The organism is Rhodanobacter sp. FW102-FHT14D06 (genome assembly GCF_043950705.1).
GTDB lineage: Bacteria > Pseudomonadota > Gammaproteobacteria > Xanthomonadales > Rhodanobacteraceae > Rhodanobacter.
Genome location: NZ_CP170722.1, coordinates 471,411 through 490,259, shown reverse-complemented (window position 1 = coordinate 490,259; position 18,849 = coordinate 471,411). Strand labels below are relative to the sequence as shown.

20 protein-coding genes are annotated in these 18,849 nt (G+C 69.5%); 18 read left to right on the top strand and 2 right to left on the bottom strand.

Features of this window, described 5'->3' with window-relative positions; all coding sequences use genetic code 11:
* Positions 1–12: 12 nt before the first annotated feature.
* The 15 genes from fliP to ACFCQI_RS02485 all read left to right on the top strand — a co-directional run bounded on the left by fliP (position 13) and on the right by ACFCQI_RS02485 (position 14,243).
* Positions 13–741 carry a flagellar type III secretion system pore protein FliP gene (fliP, locus tag ACFCQI_RS02555; RefSeq protein ID WP_395121227.1) on the top strand — a complete coding sequence of 243 codons (729 nt, stop codon included), beginning with the start codon at positions 13–15 and terminating at the stop codon, positions 739–741.
* 523 nt (positions 742–1,264) lie between these two features.
* On the top strand, positions 1,265–1,534 hold the full coding sequence (gene fliQ / locus ACFCQI_RS02550; protein WP_395119810.1) for a flagellar biosynthesis protein FliQ: 270 nt from the start codon (positions 1,265–1,267) through the stop codon (positions 1,532–1,534).
* On the top strand, positions 1,531–2,298 hold the full coding sequence (gene fliR, locus ACFCQI_RS02545) for a flagellar biosynthetic protein FliR (RefSeq protein WP_395119809.1): 768 nt from the start codon (positions 1,531–1,533) through the stop codon (positions 2,296–2,298). The genes fliQ and fliR overlap by 4 nt, the downstream gene beginning before the upstream one ends.
* Before the next feature lie 4 nt (positions 2,299–2,302).
* Positions 2,303–3,442 carry a flagellar biosynthesis protein FlhB gene (gene flhB / locus ACFCQI_RS02540; protein ID WP_395119808.1) on the top strand — a complete coding sequence of 380 codons (1,140 nt, stop codon included), beginning with the start codon at positions 2,303–2,305 and terminating at the stop codon, positions 3,440–3,442.
* A 12-nt stretch (positions 3,443–3,454) separates the two neighbouring features.
* Positions 3,455–5,548, top strand: coding sequence for a flagellar biosynthesis protein FlhA (flhA, locus tag ACFCQI_RS02535; protein ID WP_395119807.1), 2,094 nt, complete (start codon positions 3,455–3,457; stop codon positions 5,546–5,548).
* A gap of 129 nt (positions 5,549–5,677) precedes the next feature.
* Positions 5,678–6,964, top strand: a complete 1,287-nt coding sequence (flhF, locus tag ACFCQI_RS02530) for a flagellar biosynthesis protein FlhF (RefSeq protein WP_395119806.1) — start codon at positions 5,678–5,680, stop codon at positions 6,962–6,964.
* A 14-nt stretch (positions 6,965–6,978) separates the two neighbouring features.
* Positions 6,979–7,920 carry a MinD/ParA family protein gene (locus tag ACFCQI_RS02525; RefSeq protein WP_395119805.1) on the top strand — a complete coding sequence of 314 codons (942 nt, stop codon included), beginning with the start codon at positions 6,979–6,981 and terminating at the stop codon, positions 7,918–7,920.
* Positions 7,917–8,645: an RNA polymerase sigma factor FliA gene (locus tag ACFCQI_RS02520; RefSeq protein WP_395119804.1), complete on the top strand. Its 729-nt coding sequence runs from the start codon at positions 7,917–7,919 to the stop codon at positions 8,643–8,645. Before ACFCQI_RS02525 ends, ACFCQI_RS02520 begins: the two co-directional genes overlap by 4 nt.
* Before the next feature lie 58 nt (positions 8,646–8,703).
* Positions 8,704–9,111: a chemotaxis response regulator CheY gene (gene cheY, locus ACFCQI_RS02515; RefSeq protein ID WP_395119803.1), complete on the top strand. Its 408-nt coding sequence runs from the start codon at positions 8,704–8,706 to the stop codon at positions 9,109–9,111.
* Positions 9,108–9,752, top strand: a complete 645-nt coding sequence (locus ACFCQI_RS02510) for a protein phosphatase CheZ (RefSeq protein ID WP_395119802.1) — start codon at positions 9,108–9,110, stop codon at positions 9,750–9,752. Before cheY ends, ACFCQI_RS02510 begins: the two co-directional genes overlap by 4 nt.
* 13 nt (positions 9,753–9,765) lie before the next feature.
* Positions 9,766–11,628 (top strand): chemotaxis protein CheA, encoded by a 1,863-nt coding sequence (locus tag ACFCQI_RS02505; protein ID WP_395121225.1) that lies wholly within the window; start codon positions 9,766–9,768, stop codon positions 11,626–11,628.
* Positions 11,629–11,632: 4 nt separating this feature from the next.
* Positions 11,633–12,373 carry a flagellar motor protein gene (locus tag ACFCQI_RS02500; RefSeq protein WP_395119801.1) on the top strand — a complete coding sequence of 247 codons (741 nt, stop codon included), beginning with the start codon at positions 11,633–11,635 and terminating at the stop codon, positions 12,371–12,373.
* A complete protein-coding gene (gene motD / locus ACFCQI_RS02495) occupies positions 12,370–13,386 on the top strand; it encodes a flagellar motor protein MotD (protein WP_395119800.1) in 1,017 nt (338 codons plus the stop codon). Before ACFCQI_RS02500 ends, motD begins: the two co-directional genes overlap by 4 nt.
* Before the next feature lie 37 nt (positions 13,387–13,423).
* Entirely contained in the window at positions 13,424–13,900 is a 477-nt protein-coding gene (locus tag ACFCQI_RS02490; RefSeq protein ID WP_395119799.1) for a chemotaxis protein CheW, read from the top strand.
* The gene (locus ACFCQI_RS02485; protein ID WP_395119798.1) at positions 13,890–14,243 is read left to right on the top strand and encodes a DUF2802 domain-containing protein; all 354 of its coding nucleotides are present in this window, start codon (positions 13,890–13,892) and stop codon (positions 14,241–14,243) included. Before ACFCQI_RS02490 ends, ACFCQI_RS02485 begins: the two co-directional genes overlap by 11 nt.
* Positions 14,244–14,393: 150 nt before the next feature.
* On the opposite strand, the gene ACFCQI_RS02480 is transcribed toward ACFCQI_RS02485, so the two are convergent.
* Positions 14,394–14,645, bottom strand: a complete 252-nt coding sequence (locus ACFCQI_RS02480) for an EscU/YscU/HrcU family type III secretion system export apparatus switch protein (RefSeq protein WP_395119797.1) — start codon at positions 14,643–14,645, stop codon at positions 14,394–14,396.
* Entirely contained in the window at positions 14,642–15,787 is a 1,146-nt protein-coding gene (locus tag ACFCQI_RS02475; protein ID WP_395119796.1) for a flagellar hook-length control protein FliK, read from the bottom strand. Before ACFCQI_RS02475 ends, ACFCQI_RS02480 begins: the two co-directional genes overlap by 4 nt.
* Between ACFCQI_RS02475 and ACFCQI_RS02470 the strand changes: the two genes are divergently transcribed.
* From ACFCQI_RS02470 to ACFCQI_RS02460, 3 genes are read left to right on the top strand one after another with little or no spacing between them, the layout of a single operon-like run.
* Positions 15,780–16,388 (top strand): lipid asymmetry maintenance protein MlaB, encoded by a 609-nt coding sequence (locus tag ACFCQI_RS02470; RefSeq protein WP_395119795.1) that lies wholly within the window; start codon positions 15,780–15,782, stop codon positions 16,386–16,388. The two genes, ACFCQI_RS02475 and ACFCQI_RS02470, sit on opposite strands and share 8 nt — an antisense overlap.
* Before the next feature lie 14 nt (positions 16,389–16,402).
* Entirely contained in the window at positions 16,403–16,765 is a 363-nt protein-coding gene (locus tag ACFCQI_RS02465; protein ID WP_136257427.1) for a response regulator, read from the top strand.
* Positions 16,766–16,775: 10 nt separating this feature from the next.
* Positions 16,776–18,797: a chemotaxis protein CheA gene (locus ACFCQI_RS02460; protein ID WP_395119794.1), complete on the top strand. Its 2,022-nt coding sequence runs from the start codon at positions 16,776–16,778 to the stop codon at positions 18,795–18,797.
* Positions 18,798–18,849: the final 52 nt, after the last annotated feature.

Genomic DNA, 18,849 nt, shown 5'->3' with positions numbered 1-18,849 from the left:
GCGCGGCACTGGATCATCGGCGGCGCGCTGCTGCTGTTGCCGCTGGCCACCCTGGCGGCCACGCCGGGCATTCCGCTGGTGAACGTGCAACCGGCCGCCGACGGCAGCCAGAGCTGGACGCTGTCGCTGCAGATGCTGGCGCTGATGACGGCGCTGACGCTGCTGCCGGCGATCGCGCTGATGATGACCTCGTTCACCCGCATCATCATCGTGCTCGGCTTCCTGCGCCAGGCGCTTGGCACGCAGTCCACGCCGCCCAACCAGGTGCTGCTGGGGCTGGCGCTGTTCCTCACCCTGTTCGTGATGTCGCCCGTGCTCACCCGCGCCTACGACGACGGCATCAAGCCCTACATGGACGGCCAGATCACCGCCGAGCAGGCACTGCCGGCGGCCTCCGCACCGTTCAAGCATTTCATGCTCGAGCAGACCCGCGACGCCGACCTTCAGCTGTTCACCCGCCTGGCCAAGGAGAAGCCCTACGCCAGCAAGGCCGACGTGCCGTTCAAGGTGGCGATGCCGGCGTTCCTCACCAGCGAGCTGAAGACCGCGTTCCAGATGGGCTTCCTGCTGTTCATCCCGTTCCTCATCATCGACCTGGTGGTGGCCAGCGTGCTGATGTCGATGGGCATGATGATGGTCTCTCCGATGATCATCTCGCTGCCATTCAAGATCATGCTGTTCGTGCTGGTGGATGGCTGGACACTGCTGCTGGGCACGCTGGCGGGGAGCTTCTACACGTGAGCGCGTGTTCGCCGACCGCCGTGGGCTCTGGCTACTTTGTAGGAGCGCACCCTGTGCGCGATGCGTTTGCTGCATTCCAAGGCAAGAGCGTTCGTCTGCCTGCGGCAGCCGAGTCACTTTCTCTTTGCGTGGCCAAAGAGAAAGTAACCAAAGAGAAAGGCCACCCCACTTGGCGCTTGCCGGGCATCCTGCCCGTCAAGTCCGTGAGGGTCGGCCGGGCTTTTCGACAGGGCATCGGGCAACCGCTCCATGCGTTGCCTCCACTCCGGCATCCATGCCGTCGCCTGCCCTGGCGAAAAGGCATCGACATCCATGTCGATGCCCGCTGCGCGGCCTGTCGTCCGCCCCTCACCGCCGCACAGGGGCCCCGGGTAGAGCAGCGGACCATCCTGGCCCGCACTCTTCAGAACAGCCAGGTCAAAAACGTCGCGCCTGTTGCTTTCGTTTTCGCCGTGGCAGGAGCTCGCTCGCGGGCGATGCTCCTCTCTCACTCCTCACTCCTCCCCACTCCCTCCTCGCCCCGATGACCCCCGAATCCATCATGGAACTCGGCCAGCACGCGCTCTATGTCGCGATGCTGGTGGCCGCGCCGCTGCTGCTCACCGCGCTGGCGGTGGGCCTGCTCATCGGCGTGATCCAGGCGGCGACGCAGATCAACGAGATGACGCTCAGCTTCATCCCCAAGCTGATCGCGATGGCGCTGGTGGCGCTGGTGGCGGGGCCGTGGATGCTGCGCCTGCTGGTGCAGTTCACCACGCAGCTGATCGAGAGCCTGCCGGGCGCGATCAGATGACTGCGCTGGATCTGGCGCAGCTCCCGGCGTGGCTGGGCAGCCTGTTCTGGTCGCTGGGGCGGGTCAGCGGGCTGTGCCTGGTAGCGCCGGTGTTCAGCTCCACGGTGATCCCGGCGCGCATCCGCGTGGGCGTGGTGGTGGTGCTCTCGCTGGTGCTGGCACCGCTGGCGCCGACCACGATCGATCCATTGAGCGGCGCGGGCGTGGCCACGCTGGCGGGGCAGGTGGTGATCGGTGCGATGGTGGGTTTCGTGCTGAAGCTGGTGTTCGAGGCGGTGTCGTTCGGCGGCGAGCTGGTGGCACAGAGCATGAGCCTTGGTTTTGCCCAGGTGGTCAGCCCGGGTGCCGGGCAGTCCACCGTGCTGAGCCAGTTCTACCTGTTGCTGGTGACCTTGCTGTTCCTGGTGATGGACGGCCATTTGCAGTTGATCGCGCTGCTGGCCGACAGCTTCCATGCCCTGCCGCCGGGTACGCCGGCGGTCAGCGCCAACGCGTTGCACGCGGTGGTGGCGTTCGGCACGGAGCTGTTTGCCGGTGCGGTGCGGGTGGCCTTGCCGGCGATGACGTCGCTGCTGGTGGTGAACATCGGCTTTGCCGCGATCAGCCGCGCGGCGCCGTCGATGAACCTGTTTGCGGTGGGCTTTCCGATCACCGTGTCGCTGGGCTTCATCGCCTTGTGGTTGTCGCTGCGCAGCCTGCCCGGCGCGTTCCAGGCGTTGCAGGGTGATGCCTGGTCGCTGATGCGCGAATTGATGGGGAGCTGACGCCATGTCCGACGACAGCGACCAGGAAAAAACCGAACAACCGACAGAAAAGAAACTTCGCGAATCGCGCGAGAAGGGCGAGGTTCCGCGATCGCGCGACCTGTCCGGCGCGCTGGTGGTGCTGGCCGGCGTGGCGGCGCTGATGGGCAGCGGGCAGAGCGGCCTGGAGCATGCGCGGCGCATCTTTGCGTTGGGCCTGGGCTACTCGCGCGATGCGTTGTTCACCGACGCGCTGGCCGGCAGTGCGCTGCACGCGGCGATGCACGAGGCGCTGCTGCTGTTCGCGCCGGTGGCCATCGCCACCTTGCTGGCCGCGCTGGCCGGGCCGCTGCTGCTGGGCGGGCTGAACTTCAGCACCGAGGCGCTGCAACCGAAGTTCGAGCGGCTCGACCCGATCAAGGGGCTGGGCAAGATCTTCGCGCTGCGCGGCCTGGTGGAACTGGGCAAGGCGCTGCTCAAGCTGCTGTTCATCGGTGGCGTGCTGGCGCTGGTGCTGCAGCACTGGCAGGGCGAACTGCAGGCCACCGGGCGCGGCTCGGTGGCGGCCGGCATCGCGCAGTCGATCGGGCTGCTCGGGCGTGCCGCGTTGTGGTTCGGCGTGATCCTGGCGCTGATCGGTGCGATCGATGCGCTGTACCAGAAGTTCGACCACGCCAAGAACCTGCGCATGACCAAGCAGGAGATCAAGGACGAGATGAAGGAGAGCGAGGGCAACCCCGAGATGAAGGGGCGCATCCGCCAGGTGCAGCAGGCGCAGGCGCGCCGCCGCATGATGGAGGACCTGCCCCGCGCCGACGTGCTGGTGGTCAATCCCACCCACTTCGCGGTGGCGCTGCGCTACGACGATGGCCGCATGGGCGCGCCGCGGGTGATCGCCAAGGGCGTCGACGTGCTGGCCGCGCAGATTCGCCTGGTGGCGGCCAGCCACCGCATCCCGGTGGTGGAAGCGCCGCCGTTGGCACGCGCCTTGTATGCAACGACTGAACTGGGCCGCGAAATCCCCGCTTCGCTGTTTGTCGCGGTGGCCCAGGTGCTCGCCTGGGTCTACCAGCTCAAGCAAGCCGCGGCGCAGGGCGAGAGCCCGCCGGCCGCACCCAACCCCGAGGTCGATCCTGACCTGATGGGCCCCTACCGCGATGCGTGACGAGTCAAAACGATGACGGGTGCAGACGTACTGGGCAATTTCAGACACCTCGCGCGACGGGGTGTTGGCGCGCCGGTGATCGTGCTGGCGATGCTGGGCATGCTGATGCTGCCGATGCCGCCGTTTTTGCTGGATATCCTGTTCAGCTTCAACATCGCCTTGTCGCTGGTGATTTTGCTGGCCGTGGTCTACGTGATGCGGCCGCTGGAGTTCGCCGCGTTCCCCACCGTGGTGCTGATGGCCACCTTGCTGCGGCTGGCGCTCAACATCGCCTCCACCCGCGTGGTGCTGCTGCACGGCCACGACGGCCCCGGCGCCGCCGGCAAGGTGATCGAGGCATTCGGCGAGTTCGTCATCGGCGGCAATTTCGCCGTGGGCCTGGTGGTGTTCGCCATCATCGTGGTGATCAACTTCGTGGTGATCACCAAGGGCGCCACCCGCGTATCGGAGGTGACCGCGCGGTTCACCCTGGACGCCATGCCCGGCAAGCAGATGGCGATCGACGCCGACCTCAACGCCGGCCTGCTGACCCAGGAGCAGGCGCGCGAGCGGCGCCAGGAAGTGCGCGAGGAGGCGGACTTCTACGGCTCGATGGACGGCGCCTCGAAGTTCGTGCGCGGCGACGCCACCGCCGGCATCCTGATCCTGTTCATCAACATCGTCGGCGGGTTCTTCGTCGGCGTGATGCAGCACGGCCTGTCCGCCAGCGAGGCGGCGCGCACCTACACCTTGCTCACCATCGGCGATGGCCTGGTGGCCCAGGTGCCGGCGCTGCTGCTGTCGGTGGCCGCGGCGGTGATCGTCACGCGCGTGTCCAAATCGCAGGACATGGGCAAGCAGGTGATCGGCCAGGTGTTCGGCCAGCCGCGCGCGCTGGCGGTGGCCGCGGTGGTGCTGGGCGTGATGGGCGTGATCCCGGGCATGCCGAACGTGGCCTTCCTGCTGCTGGGCGGCATCTGCGGCGGCATCGCCTGGCTGCTGTTCAAGCGCGAGCGCGAGACGCGCGAGCGGCTGGCCGAGTCGGTAGCCGAGGCACCGGTGGCGGCCGCACCGACCGAGCGGCTGGAGCTGGGCTGGGAGGACGTGGCCAGCGTCGATCCGCTGGGCCTGGAAGTGGGCTACCGGCTGATCCCGCTGGTCGACACCCACCAGGGCGGCGAGCTGATGGGGCGGATCAAGTCGGTGCGCCGCAAGCTGTCGCAGGAACTCGGTTTCCTGGTGCCGGCGGTGCATATCCGCGACAACTTGGACCTCGGCCCCAACACCTACCGCATCACCCTGATGGGCGTGCCGATGGGCGAGGCCGAGGTGCACAACGACCGCCTGATGGCGATCAATCCGGGCCAGGTGCACGGCACCTTGCAGGGCATCGCCACGCAGGACCCGGCATTCGGGCTGGAGGCGGTGTGGATCGAGAGCGGCCAGCGCGAGCTGGCGCAAAGCTACGGCTATACCGTGGTCGACCCGGCCACGGTGATCGCCACGCATCTGTCGCACATCCTGCAGGGCCACGCGCACGAACTGCTCAGCCACCAGGACGTGCAGCAACTGCTGGACCGGCTCGCCGCCAACGCGCCGAAGCTGGTCGAGGACCTGGTGCCCAAGCGGCTGTCGCTGGGCGTGGTGGTCAAGGTGCTGCAGAACTTGCTGGCCGAGCGGGTGCCGATCCGCAACATGCGCAGCATCGTCGAATCCTTGGCGGAGCACGCCGGGCAGAGTCAGGATCCCGGCGTTCTGACCGCCGCCGTGCGCGTCGCGCTGGGCCGGCAGATCGTGCAGGAGATCACCGGGCTGGGTACCGAGGTGCCGGTGATCACGCTGGCGCCGGAGCTCGAACAGATCCTGCTCGGCTCGCTTTCCGGCGGCGGCGGCGTGGCCGGAGCCGCGGTGGAACCGGGCCTGGCGGACCGCCTGCAGCAGAGCGTGGCCGATGCCGCGCGACGCCAGGAAATGAGCGGCGAACCCGCGGTATTGCTGGTTGCGCCACCGCTGCGGCCATGGCTCGCGCGCTTCACCCGCCATGTGGCACAGAACCTGCACGTACTGGCCTACAACGAGGTGCCCGACAACCGTCGGGTGCGTTTGGTACAGGCGTTGGGAAGGTAAGGGCCGGGAACCGGCGTCAGGGAATCGGGAATGGAAAAAGCAAGAGCTGCACAACCCCACACCTCGCGGTCATCCGACCGTTCCCCATTCCCCATCCCCTGATTTCCCATTCCCGTTTGCGGAGCAAAGATGAAAATCAAACGTTACGTAGCCCCCGACATGCGCCAGGCGATGCGCGAGGTGCGCGAGGAACAGGGCGACGAGGCGGTGATCCTGTCGACGCGGCGGATTGCCGAGGGCATCGAGATCATCGCGGCGCTGGATTACGACGAAGCGCTGATGCGCGAGGCTTCGCGCCAGGGGGGCGCGCGTGCGCCGGCCGAGCCGCCACCGCCGTTGCCGGCGGCGAACAGCCAGCCGCCGGTCGCTGAGGCGCCCGCGCCTCGTGCCGCGGTGGCACCGCCGCCGCCGCGTCGTCCGCGCGTCGAGCCGACGCCTGCCGCGCCGGTCGCCGCGGGTGCCGCGGCCGCGCCGCTGATGGAACGTGCCGCGCAGGACACGGCGCGCCTGCGCAACGAGCTGGGCAGCATGCGCGAGATGCTGGAAGTGCAGTTGTCCAGCCTCGCTTGGAACGACCTGGAGCGGCGCCAGCCGCTGCGCGCGCGGGTGCTGCGCGAGATGACCCGCATCGGCATCGAGCCCGACGTGGCGCGTTTGCTGGTCGACGACCTGCCCGAGCAGATCAATGCCGAGCAGGCACGCTACCTGCCGCTGGGCATGCTCAGCCGCCGCCTGGCGGTGAGCGGCCGCGCGCTGGCCGACGATGCGCCGATGGTCACCGCCCTGGTCGGTCCCACCGGCGTGGGCAAGACCACCACCATCGCCAAGCTCGCCGCCCGCGCGGTGATGCGCCACGGCGCCGACCAGGTCGCCCTGGTCAGCACCGACCACTACCGCATCGGCGCGGCCGCGCAGCTGGAACACTACGGCCGCCTGCTCGGCGTGCGCGTCTACCCGGCCTACGACGGCGACAGCCTGCGCAAGGTGCTGGAGCTGCTGCGCGATCGCCACACCGTGCTGATCGACACCGCCGGCGTGGCCAGCCACGATCCGCGGCTCAACCAGCAGCTGGACACCCTGGCCCAGGCCAATGAACTGCGCGCCACCCTGGTGCTGGCGGCGAACACGCATGCACAGTCGCTGGACGACGCCGTGCGCGCCTACCTGCCGCTGCAGCCGCAGGCCTGCATCCTGACCAAGCTCGACGAAGCGCCCAACCTGGGCGGCGCGCTGTCGGTGCTGATCCGGCGCCGGCTGGCACTGGACTACACCACCGACGGCCAGCGCGTGCCGGAGGACATCAGCGTGGCCGACGCGCGCGTGCTGGTGTGCCGCGCGGCGCAATCGCTGAAGACCGGCATTCCCGACGACAGCCTGATGGCCGATCGGTTCGGACTGGCGGTAGCCAGCGCATGAGCGGAGTACCTGCAATGGACCAGGCCTTCGGGCTGCAACAGACACTGGGCATGGCCGCCGGCCCGGCGACCCCGCCGGCCGCGCTGCCGCCGGGTCACCAGGCCAGCAACCTGTTCGGCAACGGCGCGCCCGCACGCCCGCCGTGCCGCACCATCGCGGTGGCCGGCGGCAAGGGTGGCGTGGGCAAGAGCACGGTCGCGGTGAACCTGGCGATGGCACTGTCCATCGCCGGCCGCGAGGTGATGCTGCTGGACGCCGACATGGGCCTGGCCAACGTCGACGTGATGCTCGGGCTCACCCCCTCGCGCCACATCGGCCACCTGCTCGACGGCGAGTGCACGCTGGAGGAACTGCTGCTGCCCGCCGCGCGCGGCCTGCAGGTGGTGCCGGCCGGCTCCGGTGCGCGCCGGCTGGCGCAGCTCGACAACGGCGAGCACGCGGCGATCATCCGCGCGTTCGACGAACTGGCGCGCCCGCCCGAATTCCTGCTGGTGGACACCGCTGCCGGCCTGTCCGACAACGTGACCATGTTTGCCGCCGCCGCCTCGGACGTGATCCTGGTGGTGTGCGACGAGCCCGCCTCGCTGACCGACGCCTACGGCCTGACCAAGGTGCTCAGCCGCGATTTCGGCGTGCGGCGCATCCGCATGGTGGCCAACATGGTGCGCAACGAGGGCGATGCGCGCGCGCTGCACCAGAAGCTGGCGCGGGTCAGCGACCGCTTCCTGGACGTGGTGATCGATTTCAGTGGATGGGTGCCGCACGACGAGCGTCTGCGCCAGGCCATCCGCAGGCAATGTGCCGTCGTCGACGTGTGGCCGTCGAGCCATTCGGCGCTGGCATTCAAGAAATTGGCGGAACTGGTCGATAAGTGGGCGGAGACGGACCGCGCAGTGTTCGACCGGATTGCCTTCTTTGGCGGCCGGAACGCAACGGCTGATGGGGTGCCGAGATGAGTGTGGCTTCGGAGTATCTGCAGGTTTCCCGCGAAAGTGCCGACGAACTGGTACGCCGGCATGCACCGTTGGTGCGGCGGATCGCCTATCACCTGATGGGGCGGTTGCCGGCCAGCGTGGACGTGGGCGACCTGATCCAGTCGGGAATGATCGGTTTGCTGGAAGCGTCGCGCAATTTCGCCCAGAACCGCGGGGCGAGCTTCGAAACGTATGCGGGCATCCGCATCCGTGGCGCGATGCTGGACGAGCTGCGACGCACCGACTGGGCGCCGCGCTCGGTCCATCGCAAGACCCGCGAGGTGGCGGAGGTGATCCGCCAGATCGAGGTCGAGACGGGTGCGGAGGCGGACGAGAAGGAGGTGATGCGGCGGCTGGGCATCAGCGCCGAGGAATACCACCAGGTGCTGGCCGATGCCGCCTGCGTGCGGCTGCTCAGCCTCACCGGGTCGGACGACGGCGACGAGGGCGGCGTGATGGACGTGGCCGACGAGGGCAGCCTCGGGCCGTCGGAGAACATCGAGCGCGAGGGCATGCGCGAGGACCTGGCCGAGGCGATCAGCGGCCTGCCCGAACGCGAGCAGCTGGTGATGTCGCTGTACTACGAACAGGAGTTGAACCTGAAGGAGATCGGCGCGGTGCTCGGCGTGAGCGAGTCCCGCGTCTGCCAGATCCACGGGCAGGCGGTGCTCCGGTTGCGCGCACGACTTTCCGGCTGGCGCGGCTGACCGCGGCCGGACGGACCAAAACCAAGGGGCCGCCTGACGGCCCATGTGGAGAGAAGCGTTGGACAAGAACATGAAAATCCTGGTGGTGGACGACTTCTCCACCATGCGGCGCATCGTCAGGAACCTGCTGGTGGAGCTGGGTTTCAGCAACCCGCTGATCCAGGAGGCCGACGACGGCGAGAACGCGATCGCGATGCTGCGCAGCCAGCCGTTCGACCTGGTGGTCACCGACTGGAACATGCCCAACATGACCGGCATCGACTTGCTCAAGGCGATCCGCGCGGAAGCGTCGCTGAAGGGCCTGCCGGTGCTGATGGTCACCGCCGAGAACAACCGCGACCAGATCATCGCCGCCGCCCAGGCCGGCGTGAACGGCTACATCGTCAAGCCGTTCACCGCGGTCACGCTGAAGGAAAAACTCACCAAGATCTTCGAGCGCATCGCCGCCGGCGGGGTGGCCGCATGAACGCCGCCGCTCCCGCCCTGGCGATGGACAAGGACCTGCCGACCGAACTGCGCGAACTGCTGAACAGCCCGAACGGCGCCGAGTTCGAGCAGGCGCTGGACGCCATCGTGCGCCAGCGCGAGCAGCACATGTTCCGCGCGCTGGGCCAGCTCGCGCGCGACCTGCACGACGCCGTGCGCCGGCTGGGCACCGACCTGGCGCAGGACGGTTTCCCCGGCAACGTCGCCGACGCGCGCCAGTACCTGCAGGACGCGCTGGAGATGAGCGCCAACGCCGCGCACCGCACCATCGACTTCGCCGAGCGCATGCGCCCGCAGGCCGAGGCGCTGACCATCAACGCCGCCGAAATGCTCAAGTGGTCGCAGGACAACGAGCCCTCCGCGGTGCTCGCGCGCGAATCGGTGATGTTCGCCGAGGGCTGCCGCGAAGGGCTGGCCGAACTGGTGGTGGCGCAGTCGTGGCAGGACCTCACCGGGCAACGCATCAAGAAGGTCGACAACTTCATCGGCTCGGTCGAGTCGACCCTGCTGGAACTGGTGCGCCTGACCGGCGCGCTGGCAGGCAGCGACCTGCCGGCCAGCGCGGCCAAGGTCTCCAGCCAGGAGGAGGCCGACCGCCTGCTCAGCGAATTCGGATTCTGAGGACATGGCCTCGATGGACACGGCATTCGACCTCGAGCTGCGCCAGGATTTCCTGGTCGAGGCCGGGGAGTTGCTGCAGCGGCTCGGCGAGCAACTGGTGGCGCTGGAGACGTCGCCGCGCGACAGCGAGCTGCTCAACGCCGTGTTTCGCGCGTTCCACACCGTCAAGGGCGGCGCCGGTTTCCTCGCGCTGGAGCCGATGGTGGTGCTGTGCCACCACGCCGAGGATCTGCTCAACGAGGCGCGCAACGGCAAGGTCGCGCTGGACGCCGCCCACATGGACGGCCTGCTGCAGGCGCTGGACCTGCTCAACGACATGATGGCCGCGGTGAGCGACGGCGGCGCGATGGCGATGCCGCCGCCGGCCCTGCTGCAGGCGCTCACGCCGCACGCCGCGGCGCCGGCACCGGTGGCCGCGCCGCCGCCGGCCGCGGCGCCTGCCGAAGCCGGCGCCATCGACGACAACGAATTCGAGGCGCTGCTGGACACCTTGTACGGCACCGCCGCCCCCGGCACCGTCGCGCCGGCCCCGCTTCCCGCCGCGCCGCCGGCCGGCATCGACGACGACGAGTTCGAGGCCCTGCTCGACAGCCTGCACGGCAAGCCGGGCCAGCCTGCCGCACCTTCACCTTCACCTGCACCGTCGCCCGCAACGACCGCGCCGTCGGCGAACGCCGCCCCGGCGCGTCCGGCCGCGGCGGCGGATCACTCGGTGCGGGTGGACACCGCGCGACTCGACCTGCTGGTCAACCACGCCGGCGAACTGGTGCTGCTGCGCAACCGCCTGCTCAGCCTGGCCGCGCGCCTCGGCGACGAATCGCTGGCCACCACCGCCGGCGAACTCGATCGCGTCACCGACGCGTTGCAGGGCGCGGCGATGGGCATGCGCATGCAGCCGGTCGGACGCCTGTTCCAGCGCTTCCCGCGAATCGTGCGCGACCTCGCGCGCCAGCTCGGCAAGGAGGTCGAACTGGTGCTGGAAGGCGAGGGCACCGACCTCGACCGCAGCCTGGTCGAAGCGCTGGCCGACCCGCTGATCCACCTGCTGCGCAACGCACTCGACCACGGCGTGGAAATGCCGGACGAACGCGAGCGCAACGGCAAGCCGCGCAAGGGCCGCATCGTGCTTTCCGCCAGTCAGCGCGGCGAGCGCATCGTGATCGCGGTCAGCGACGACGGCCACGGCATGGACCCGGACATCCTGCGCCGCAAGGCGGTCGAGAAGGGCCTGCTGGACAATGCCCAGGCTGCCCGCCTGAGCGACGCCGAGTGCTATGAACTGATCTTCCGCCCCGGCTTCAGCACCGCCGCGGCGGTGTCGGACATCTCCGGCCGCGGCGTCGGCATGGACGTGGTCAAGACCCGCGTGGCCGAGCTGGGCGGCACCTTGCGCGTGCAGTCGCGGCTGGGCCACGGCAGCGAGCTGGAACTGACCGTGCCGCTGACCCTCGCCGTGCTGCGCGTGCTGATGGTGCGCGTGGCCGACCGCCTGCTGGCGCTGCCGCTGGGCAACGTGCAGGAAGTGTTCGAACTGGCCGACGGCCAGGATCGCGAGCTGGATGGCCGCCTGGTCGCCGAGCACCGCGGCCGCGCGCTGCCGCTGACCGATCTCGCGCGCTGGGTGGGCACCGATGCCGGTGCCGGCCGCCACGTGGTGGTGCTGCACATCGGCCACCAGCGCCTCGGCTGCCTGGTGCACGAGGTGCGCGGGCGCGAGGACGTCATCGTCAAGCCGCTCGGCCCGCTGTTCGCCGACGCCTCGGGCATCGCCGGCGCCACCGTCACCGGCGACGGACGGCTGGCGCTGGTGATGGACCTGGCGGGCCTGGTCGCCGCGGCCGACAGCTGTTCCGCCTCGCTGCAGAAGGAAGTCTGACCGCATGGACAGAATCAGCATCATCGGCACCATCCTGGGCTTCGTGGTGATCGTGATGGGCACCGTGCTCAAGGGCTCCACCGTGGAAGCGCTGTGGAACCCGGCCGCGTTCGTGATTGTGTTCTTCGGCACGCTGGCCGCGCTGCTGGTGCAGAACCAGGGCGCGGTGATGAAACACGCGCTCAAGATGATGAAACTGATCTACCGGCCGCCGCGGCACGAGCCGCGCGACCTGATCAGCCGCATCGTGGGCTGGAGCGAAATATCGCGCCGCCAGGGCCTGCTCGGGCTGGAGCCGCAGATCGAGTCCGAGAGCGACCCGTTTGTCAGCAAGGGACTGCAACTGCTGGTCGACGGCGGCGAGCCGGACACCATCCGCAGCGTGCTGGAAGTGGACATGGACACGCGCGAGGCGATCGACCTGGCCGGCGCCAAGGTCTACGAGAACGCCGGCATCTACTCGCCCACGCTGGGCATCATCGGCGCGGTGATGGGCCTGATGGCGGTGATGCAGAACCTGGCAGATCCGAGCAAGCTCGGCCACGGCATCGCCGCGGCCTTCGTGGCGACGATCTACGGCGTGGCGCTGGCCAACCTGTTCATGCTGCCGATGGCCGCAAGGCTGAAGAGCCTGGTGGGCAAGCAGTCGCAGATGCGCGAGATCCTGGTCGAAGGCCTGGTCTCGATCGCCCAGGGCGACAACCCGCGCCAGATCGAAGCGCGCCTGCAGGGTTACGTCGCGTGAGGCGGCATCGCCACGAAGAGCACCAGAACCACGAGGCGTGGGCGATCCCCTATGCCGATCTGATGACCCTGCTGCTGGCCTTCTTCGTGGTGATGTACGCGGTGTCGGTGGTCAACGAGGGCAAGTTCCGCGTGATGTCCGAATCGCTGCTGCAGGCCTTCAACGGCAACAGCCAGGTCATCGCGCCGCCGCCCGCGTCTGAAGGCCAGCGCCAGCCGGCCGCGGCCGTGCCGATCCGCCATTCCGTCAACCGCAGCAACCCGGTGACGCTGCCGTTGCCGCTGCAGCGCCCGCCGGCGCCGGGACGCGGCGGCGCGCAAAGCATGCACGACATCGAGAACCAGGTACGCAAGGCGCTGCAGCCGCTGATCGACCGCAAGCTGGTGGTGGTGCGCCACACGCCGAACTGGCTGGAGATCGAGATCCGCACCGACATCCTGTTCCCCAGCGGCGTGGCACAGCTTTCCAGCTCGGCCAACGCGGTGCTGGAGAACCTGGCCGGCATCCTGGCCCGCTTCCCCAACGCGTTGCGCGTGGAAGGCTTCACCGACAACGTGCCGATCAGCACCGCCCAATATCCGTCCAACTGGGAGCTCTCCGCCGCGCGCGCGGCCAGCGTGGCGCGCTTGTTCGCGATGACGGGCGTGGCACCCGACCGGCTGGGCATCATCGGCTGGGGCGAGGTGCGTCCGCTGGCCACCAACGACACCGCCGAAGGCCGCAACCAGAACCGTCGCGTGCTGGTGGTGGTGATGAACGAGCGCACGGGCGAGCCGCGCGAGCAGCTCGATGCGCAGCGATGGAGCGAGCTGGCCGGCCCGGCCGCGGCGCCTGTCGCGAATGCTGCCGCACCCGCGCCTGCACCCGCTGCGGCCAGCGGGGCAGGCCTGCTGCCGGTCGTGCCCGCGGTGATCGCCGTCCATCCCGCCGACTCGCTGCCTGCCGCGGTCACGCCCGCCGTGCCGGCCGATGCGCCGCATCCGGTCGCGCGCAACCTCAGCCCGGATCGGTGAGCGCCATGCCTCTGTTCAACCTTGCCGGACCCTGCCCATGAACGCGCCCGCCCGCGCACCCGCCGCTGCCGCCGGGCACTGGCTGTCGTTCCGCATCGGCGCGCAGCTCTATGCCGCGCCCCTGGAGGCGGTGAACGAGGTGATCCGCGACGGCGACATCACCCCCGTGCCCGGCGCCGCCGCCGACGTGCTCGGCGTGCGCCACCTGCGCGGACGCATCGTGCCGGTGCTCGATGGCCAGCGCCGCATGGGCGTGGCGAGCGCGCCGCTCGATCCGGCCAGCGTGCGCATCGTGATGCTGGCCCACGCCGAACACCTGGTCGGCCTGCGCGTGGGCGCGATCGGCGAGCTGCTGCACAGCGACGGCATCGAGATCGAACCCCCGCCGCCGGGCCGCGCCAGCCGCCGCGACGATCCGGTCACCGGCGTGCTGTCATGGCAGGGTGGATTCGTGGCCCTGCTTGATGTATGTCGGTTGTGTCGACTGGGGGGAGAAGCGGGCCATGTGGCTTGAGATCGGGATGGGGGTGCTGCTGGGGCTGGCGCTGGTCCAGTGCGCCGTGCTGTACCGGCTGTGGCAACACTCGTTGCAGCTGCAGCAACGCGTCGAACAGGTCGTGCATGACACCGCCCACGGCGTCACCGACGTGCCGACCTCGATGCTGGTCGCCGCGCTCGGCCGCGTCGAGCGGCAGATCCGCCACGCCGAGCAGCAACCGCCGCCCACCCGCCAGTCCTACGAGCTGGCCCAGCAACTGGCCCGCGAAGGCGCCGACCTCGACCAGCTGGTGAGCCGCTGCGGCTTGTCGCGCGACGAGGCGCGGCTGGTAATGCAGATGCATCCGGCCGGTTCCTGACATCGGCTGGAATCAGCGCGCCGGTGTCGCGCTCCCGCAGGAGCCCGCTTGCGGGCGATGCTTTTGTTTTCGCGATTCCCGATTCCCGGCCAAAGGCATCGCCCGCAAGCGGGCTCCTGCCGTTTCCGGGTCGGCCGGCGCGCCTCGCGCCTACTCCTCCGCCGCGTCGTAGATCGTCGCCAGCACCGAGGCGGCGGCGGCGTAGAGCTGCACGGGGATGTCGTCGCGCAGGCGCAACGTGGCCAGCAGGGCGGCGATCTGGGCGTCGTGGTGCAGCGGCACGCCCATCTCGCGGGCGCGGGCCAGCAGCAGTTCCAGCGACTGCGGCGACATCGGCGCGGTTTCCTCGCTGGCACCGGCCAGGCGCAGGCTGACCCGCTTCGGTGGCGGCTGATCGTTCATGCGGTGGCCTTCAGCAACAGGGCACTGCTGCCTGGCGGGTGCGGTATGCCGACCTGGCAGCTCAGCTGGTCGAGCAGCACGCCGCAGGCGGCCAGGCGCTGGCGCAGCGGGGTGAACTGGCGCTCCAGTTTCTGCGCAGTCTCGATGCGCTCGGCCCACAGCCGCACCGACAGCCGCGGCTCGTTCAATTGCAGCTCGCCCTGCACCGGGCCCAGCGGGGGCAGGTCCAGCGCGAAACCCAGTGTCCAGCCCTTGCTGCCCTCGGCGCCGTCGGTGCCGAACTCCAGCTTGATCTGCAGCACGTCGTGGCCGTCCTTGCCCAGCAGCGGCACCTCGATGATCCAGGCCGAGGCGGGATGGGCGCTGGCATCGAGCTGCGCCACTTCGATGCGTGCCAGCGCGGCCTTCACGTCGCCGTGCAGGCGGCGCAGCAACTGGGCCACGTCGTCATCGCCGGTCAGCGCCGGCAACGGCAGCGGCAGGCGCGGCTGCGACTGCAGTGCGCGCTGCAGCAAGGGTGGCGCGGCGTCGCCGCGATCCGATGGCGGCGGCGCCGGCGCGCGCCGGTCGAGCAGGCTGGCCAGGCGCAGCAGGGCGCCTTTCCAGTCGTCGGCGGGCGGCATCGGCTGGCCGGGGCGCGGTTGCAGCAGTCGTGATTCGAAGAACAGGCCGCTGCGCCGGATCGCTTCGCGCAGGCCGTCGCCGCGGGTGATTTCCGCCGGCGTGCGCAGCGCCTGCTCCAGCACCGCCAGCGCGGTGCGCACGTCGGCCGGCAATTGGCGCAGCGCCGGCCGCTGGGCCAGCGCGGAGAGCGTGGAAAGCAGCGGCGTGTAGCCGTTCTGCTGCGGCAGGCGTTCGCGCAGCATGCGCTGGAAAGTGGGGTCGGCCGCCTGGCTGAGCACCTCCAGTTGCGGCTGCGCGCCCAGGCTCAGCACACGCACCTGGAACTGTGCCGGCAGTTGGCTGTGCGACACGTCCGCCTCCACCGTGAGCGCGCCGATCTGCAACACCAGCAGGCCCTGCGGGTTCACGCCCAGCGGGCGCGCCGCCAGCACCGTGCCGATGCGCCAGCTCTGGGCAGTGGTGCCGGAGGCGGCGCCAGCCCAGGTAAGCGCGGCGAGGCTGATCGGTGGAATGTTCAAGCGTAAGTTCCTGCGCCTGGCGCGGATGGGAAAGGCGGCGGTCGCGAAGGTCATCGGCCGCTTGCGGGAATACTTGAGCGTGCCGTTTGGGCGCGCGACGCCTGCCGGCGCCGGCAGGGAAACCCGGGAGAACCCGGGCTGCCGTCATTCCCGCTTTCGCGGGAATGACGGCAAGAGGGCAGTTATTCGAGACTCCCTAAAGCGAACCGCCCGGCGGCCGATAGAGCAGGCGTCGGCGCACAACGGCGCGAACGGAGTCATCGAAATGGGCGGCAAGCGGGCAGCGAAGAACAAGCAGCCACCGGCGGCGGCCGACGGGGCCGCGGTGGTCTGCCTGCCGGCGGACTGCCGGCTGGCCGCGCAGATGGCGCTGAAGGAACAACTGCAGCAGGTGCTGCAACACGGCGACATCGTGATCGACGCGCAGGCGCTCGAGCGCGTCGACACCGCGGCGTTGCAGTTGCTGGTGCTGTTCCGGCGCGAGCTGGAACACAACGGCGGCGCGCTGGCCTGGCGCGGCACCAACGAGGTCCTGCACGAGGCCGCGGCCCTGCTCGGGCTGGAACAGTCATTGAACCTGCCGACGGCAACGTCGGCCTGACACGAGGTGGCAGCATGGCAAAGATTCTCGCGGTAGACGATTCGGCCTCGATGCGGGGCATGGTGGCCTTCACCCTGCGTGGCGCCGGCCACGAGGTGACCGAAGCGGAGAACGGCCAGCTGGCGCTGGACGCCGCCCGCGGCAACGCGTTCGAGCTGGTGCTGGCGGACGTCAACATGCCGGTGATGGATGGCATCGCGATGGTGCGCCAGCTGCGCGCGCTGGATGCGTACAAGGGCGTGCCGATCCTGATGCTGACCACCGAGTCGCACACCGAGAAAAAAATGGAAGGCAAGGCCGCCGGCGCCACCGGCTGGCTGGTCAAGCCGTTCGACCCGGAACAGCTGCTGGCCACCGTCAAGCGCGTGCTCGGCTGAAGGAATACCGATGGGCGCCGTCGACCTGACCCAGTTCCACAAGACCTTCTTCGAGGAAAGCCTGGAAGGGCTGGACGCCATGGAAGCGGCGTTGCTCGCGCTGGATTCGGGCTCGACCGACCATGAGCTGGTGCACACCATCTTCCGTGCCGCGCACTCGATCAAGGGCGGCGCGGCCACGTTCGGCTTTGCCGAGGTGGCTGCGTTTACCCACGTGGCCGAATCGTTGCTGGAGGAAGTGCGCAGCGAACGTCGCGGCGTGGACGGCGAACTGATCGACCTGCTGCTGCGCTCGGTGGATTGCCTGCGCGCGATGCTCGACCACACCAGCCACGGCCTGCCCGCGGCCGACGCCGACAGCGAGGCGCTGCGCGGCGAACTGGTGCGCCTGGTCAGCGGCGAAGCGGCTCCCGCGCCGGCCGCGACGACCCCCGCGGCAGCGAGCGTGGACAGCTGGGCGATCCGCTTCGTGGCCTTGCCGCACCTGTTGCAGACCGGCAACGACCCGCTGCGCCTGTTCCGCGAACTGCAGCAACTGGGGCAGCTCGACGTGTGCCGCGCCTTCGTGGTCGACGCGGCGCCGACGCAACTGGCCGAACTCGATCCGGGCCAGTGCTGGCTGGGCTGGGAATTGCGCCTGCATGGTGCCGTGGCGCGCGCCGACGTGGCCGCGGTGTTCGACTGGGTCGAGGGCGACTGCGAGCTGACGATCGAGCCGATCGCCGCCGCGTCTGTTGCGCCCGTTGCGCCCGCGCCGACCCTCGTCGCGCCACCGGTCGCCGCCCCCGCCGCCAGCCCCGCGCCCGCCAGCGCGCCGCGCCCGGTCCGCGAAACGGCGGCCGCGAGCAGCGAGGGCAGCTCGATCCGCGTCGGCATCGACAAGGTCGATGCGCTGATCAACATGATGGGCGAGCTGGTGATCACCCAGTCGATGCTCAGCGACATCGGCGAACATTTCCACCTGTCGCAGCTCGAACGCCTGCGCGAGGGCCTGCTGCAGCTGGAGCGCAACACGCGCGAGCTGCAGGAGAGCGTGATGCGCATCCGCATGCTGCCGATCGGTTCGGTGTTCAACCGCTTCCCGCGGCTGGTGCGCGACCTCGAGCGCAAGCTCGGCAAGCAGGTGAAGCTGGAACTGCACGGCGAGCACACCGAGCTGGACAAGACGGTGCTGGAAAAGATCGGCGATCCGCTGGTGCATCTGGTGCGCAATGCGATCGACCACGGCCTGGAATCGCCGGAGCAGCGCCGCGCCGCCGGCAAGAACGAAACCGGCACCTTGCGGCTGGACGCCTACCACGAAGGCGGCAACATCGTGGTGCAGATCAGCGACGACGGCGCCGGCCTCAACCGCGCCGCCATCGTGGCCAAGGCCGAGCAGCGCGGCCTGATCCGCCCCGGCCAGGAAGTGGACGATGCCGAAGTGGCCGAGCTGATCTTCCAGCCGGGCTTCTCCACCGCCGCGCAGGCCACCGACCTGTCCGGCCGCGGCGTGGGCATGGATGTCGTGCGACGCAACGTGCGCGACCTCGGCGGCAGCGTCGGCGTGCGCAGCCAGAGCGGCAAGGGCAGCGTGTTCACCATCGCCCTGCCGCTCACGCTGGCCATCATCGACGGCCTGGTCACCGCGGTGGGCGAGGAGCGCTACATCGTGCCGCTGATCTCCATCGTCGAGTCGCTGCGGCTGCGCCCGGAGATGGTGCGCAAGATCGCCGGCGGCGGCGAGGTATTCCATTTCCGCAACGAGTACCTGCCGATCATGCGCCTGCACCGCGCGTTCGGCTGCAGCGCGGCGATCACCGAGATCGAGCGCGGCATCGTGGTGGTGGTGGAGGAAGAGGGTCGCCGCGTGGGCCTGCTGGTGGACGACCTGCTCGGCCAGCAACAGGCGGTGGTGAAGTCGCTGGAGGCGCATTACCAGCGCGTGCAGGGCATTTCGGGCGCCACCATCCTCAGTGATGGTTCGGTGGCGCTGATCGTGGATGTGTGTGGCGTGGTGCGGTTGGGGCAGCGCGGCAAGGCGGCGGCCTGAACGTGCATGCCGCGACGGCACCTGCAAGCGTCCTTCAAGAATGGCGACGACG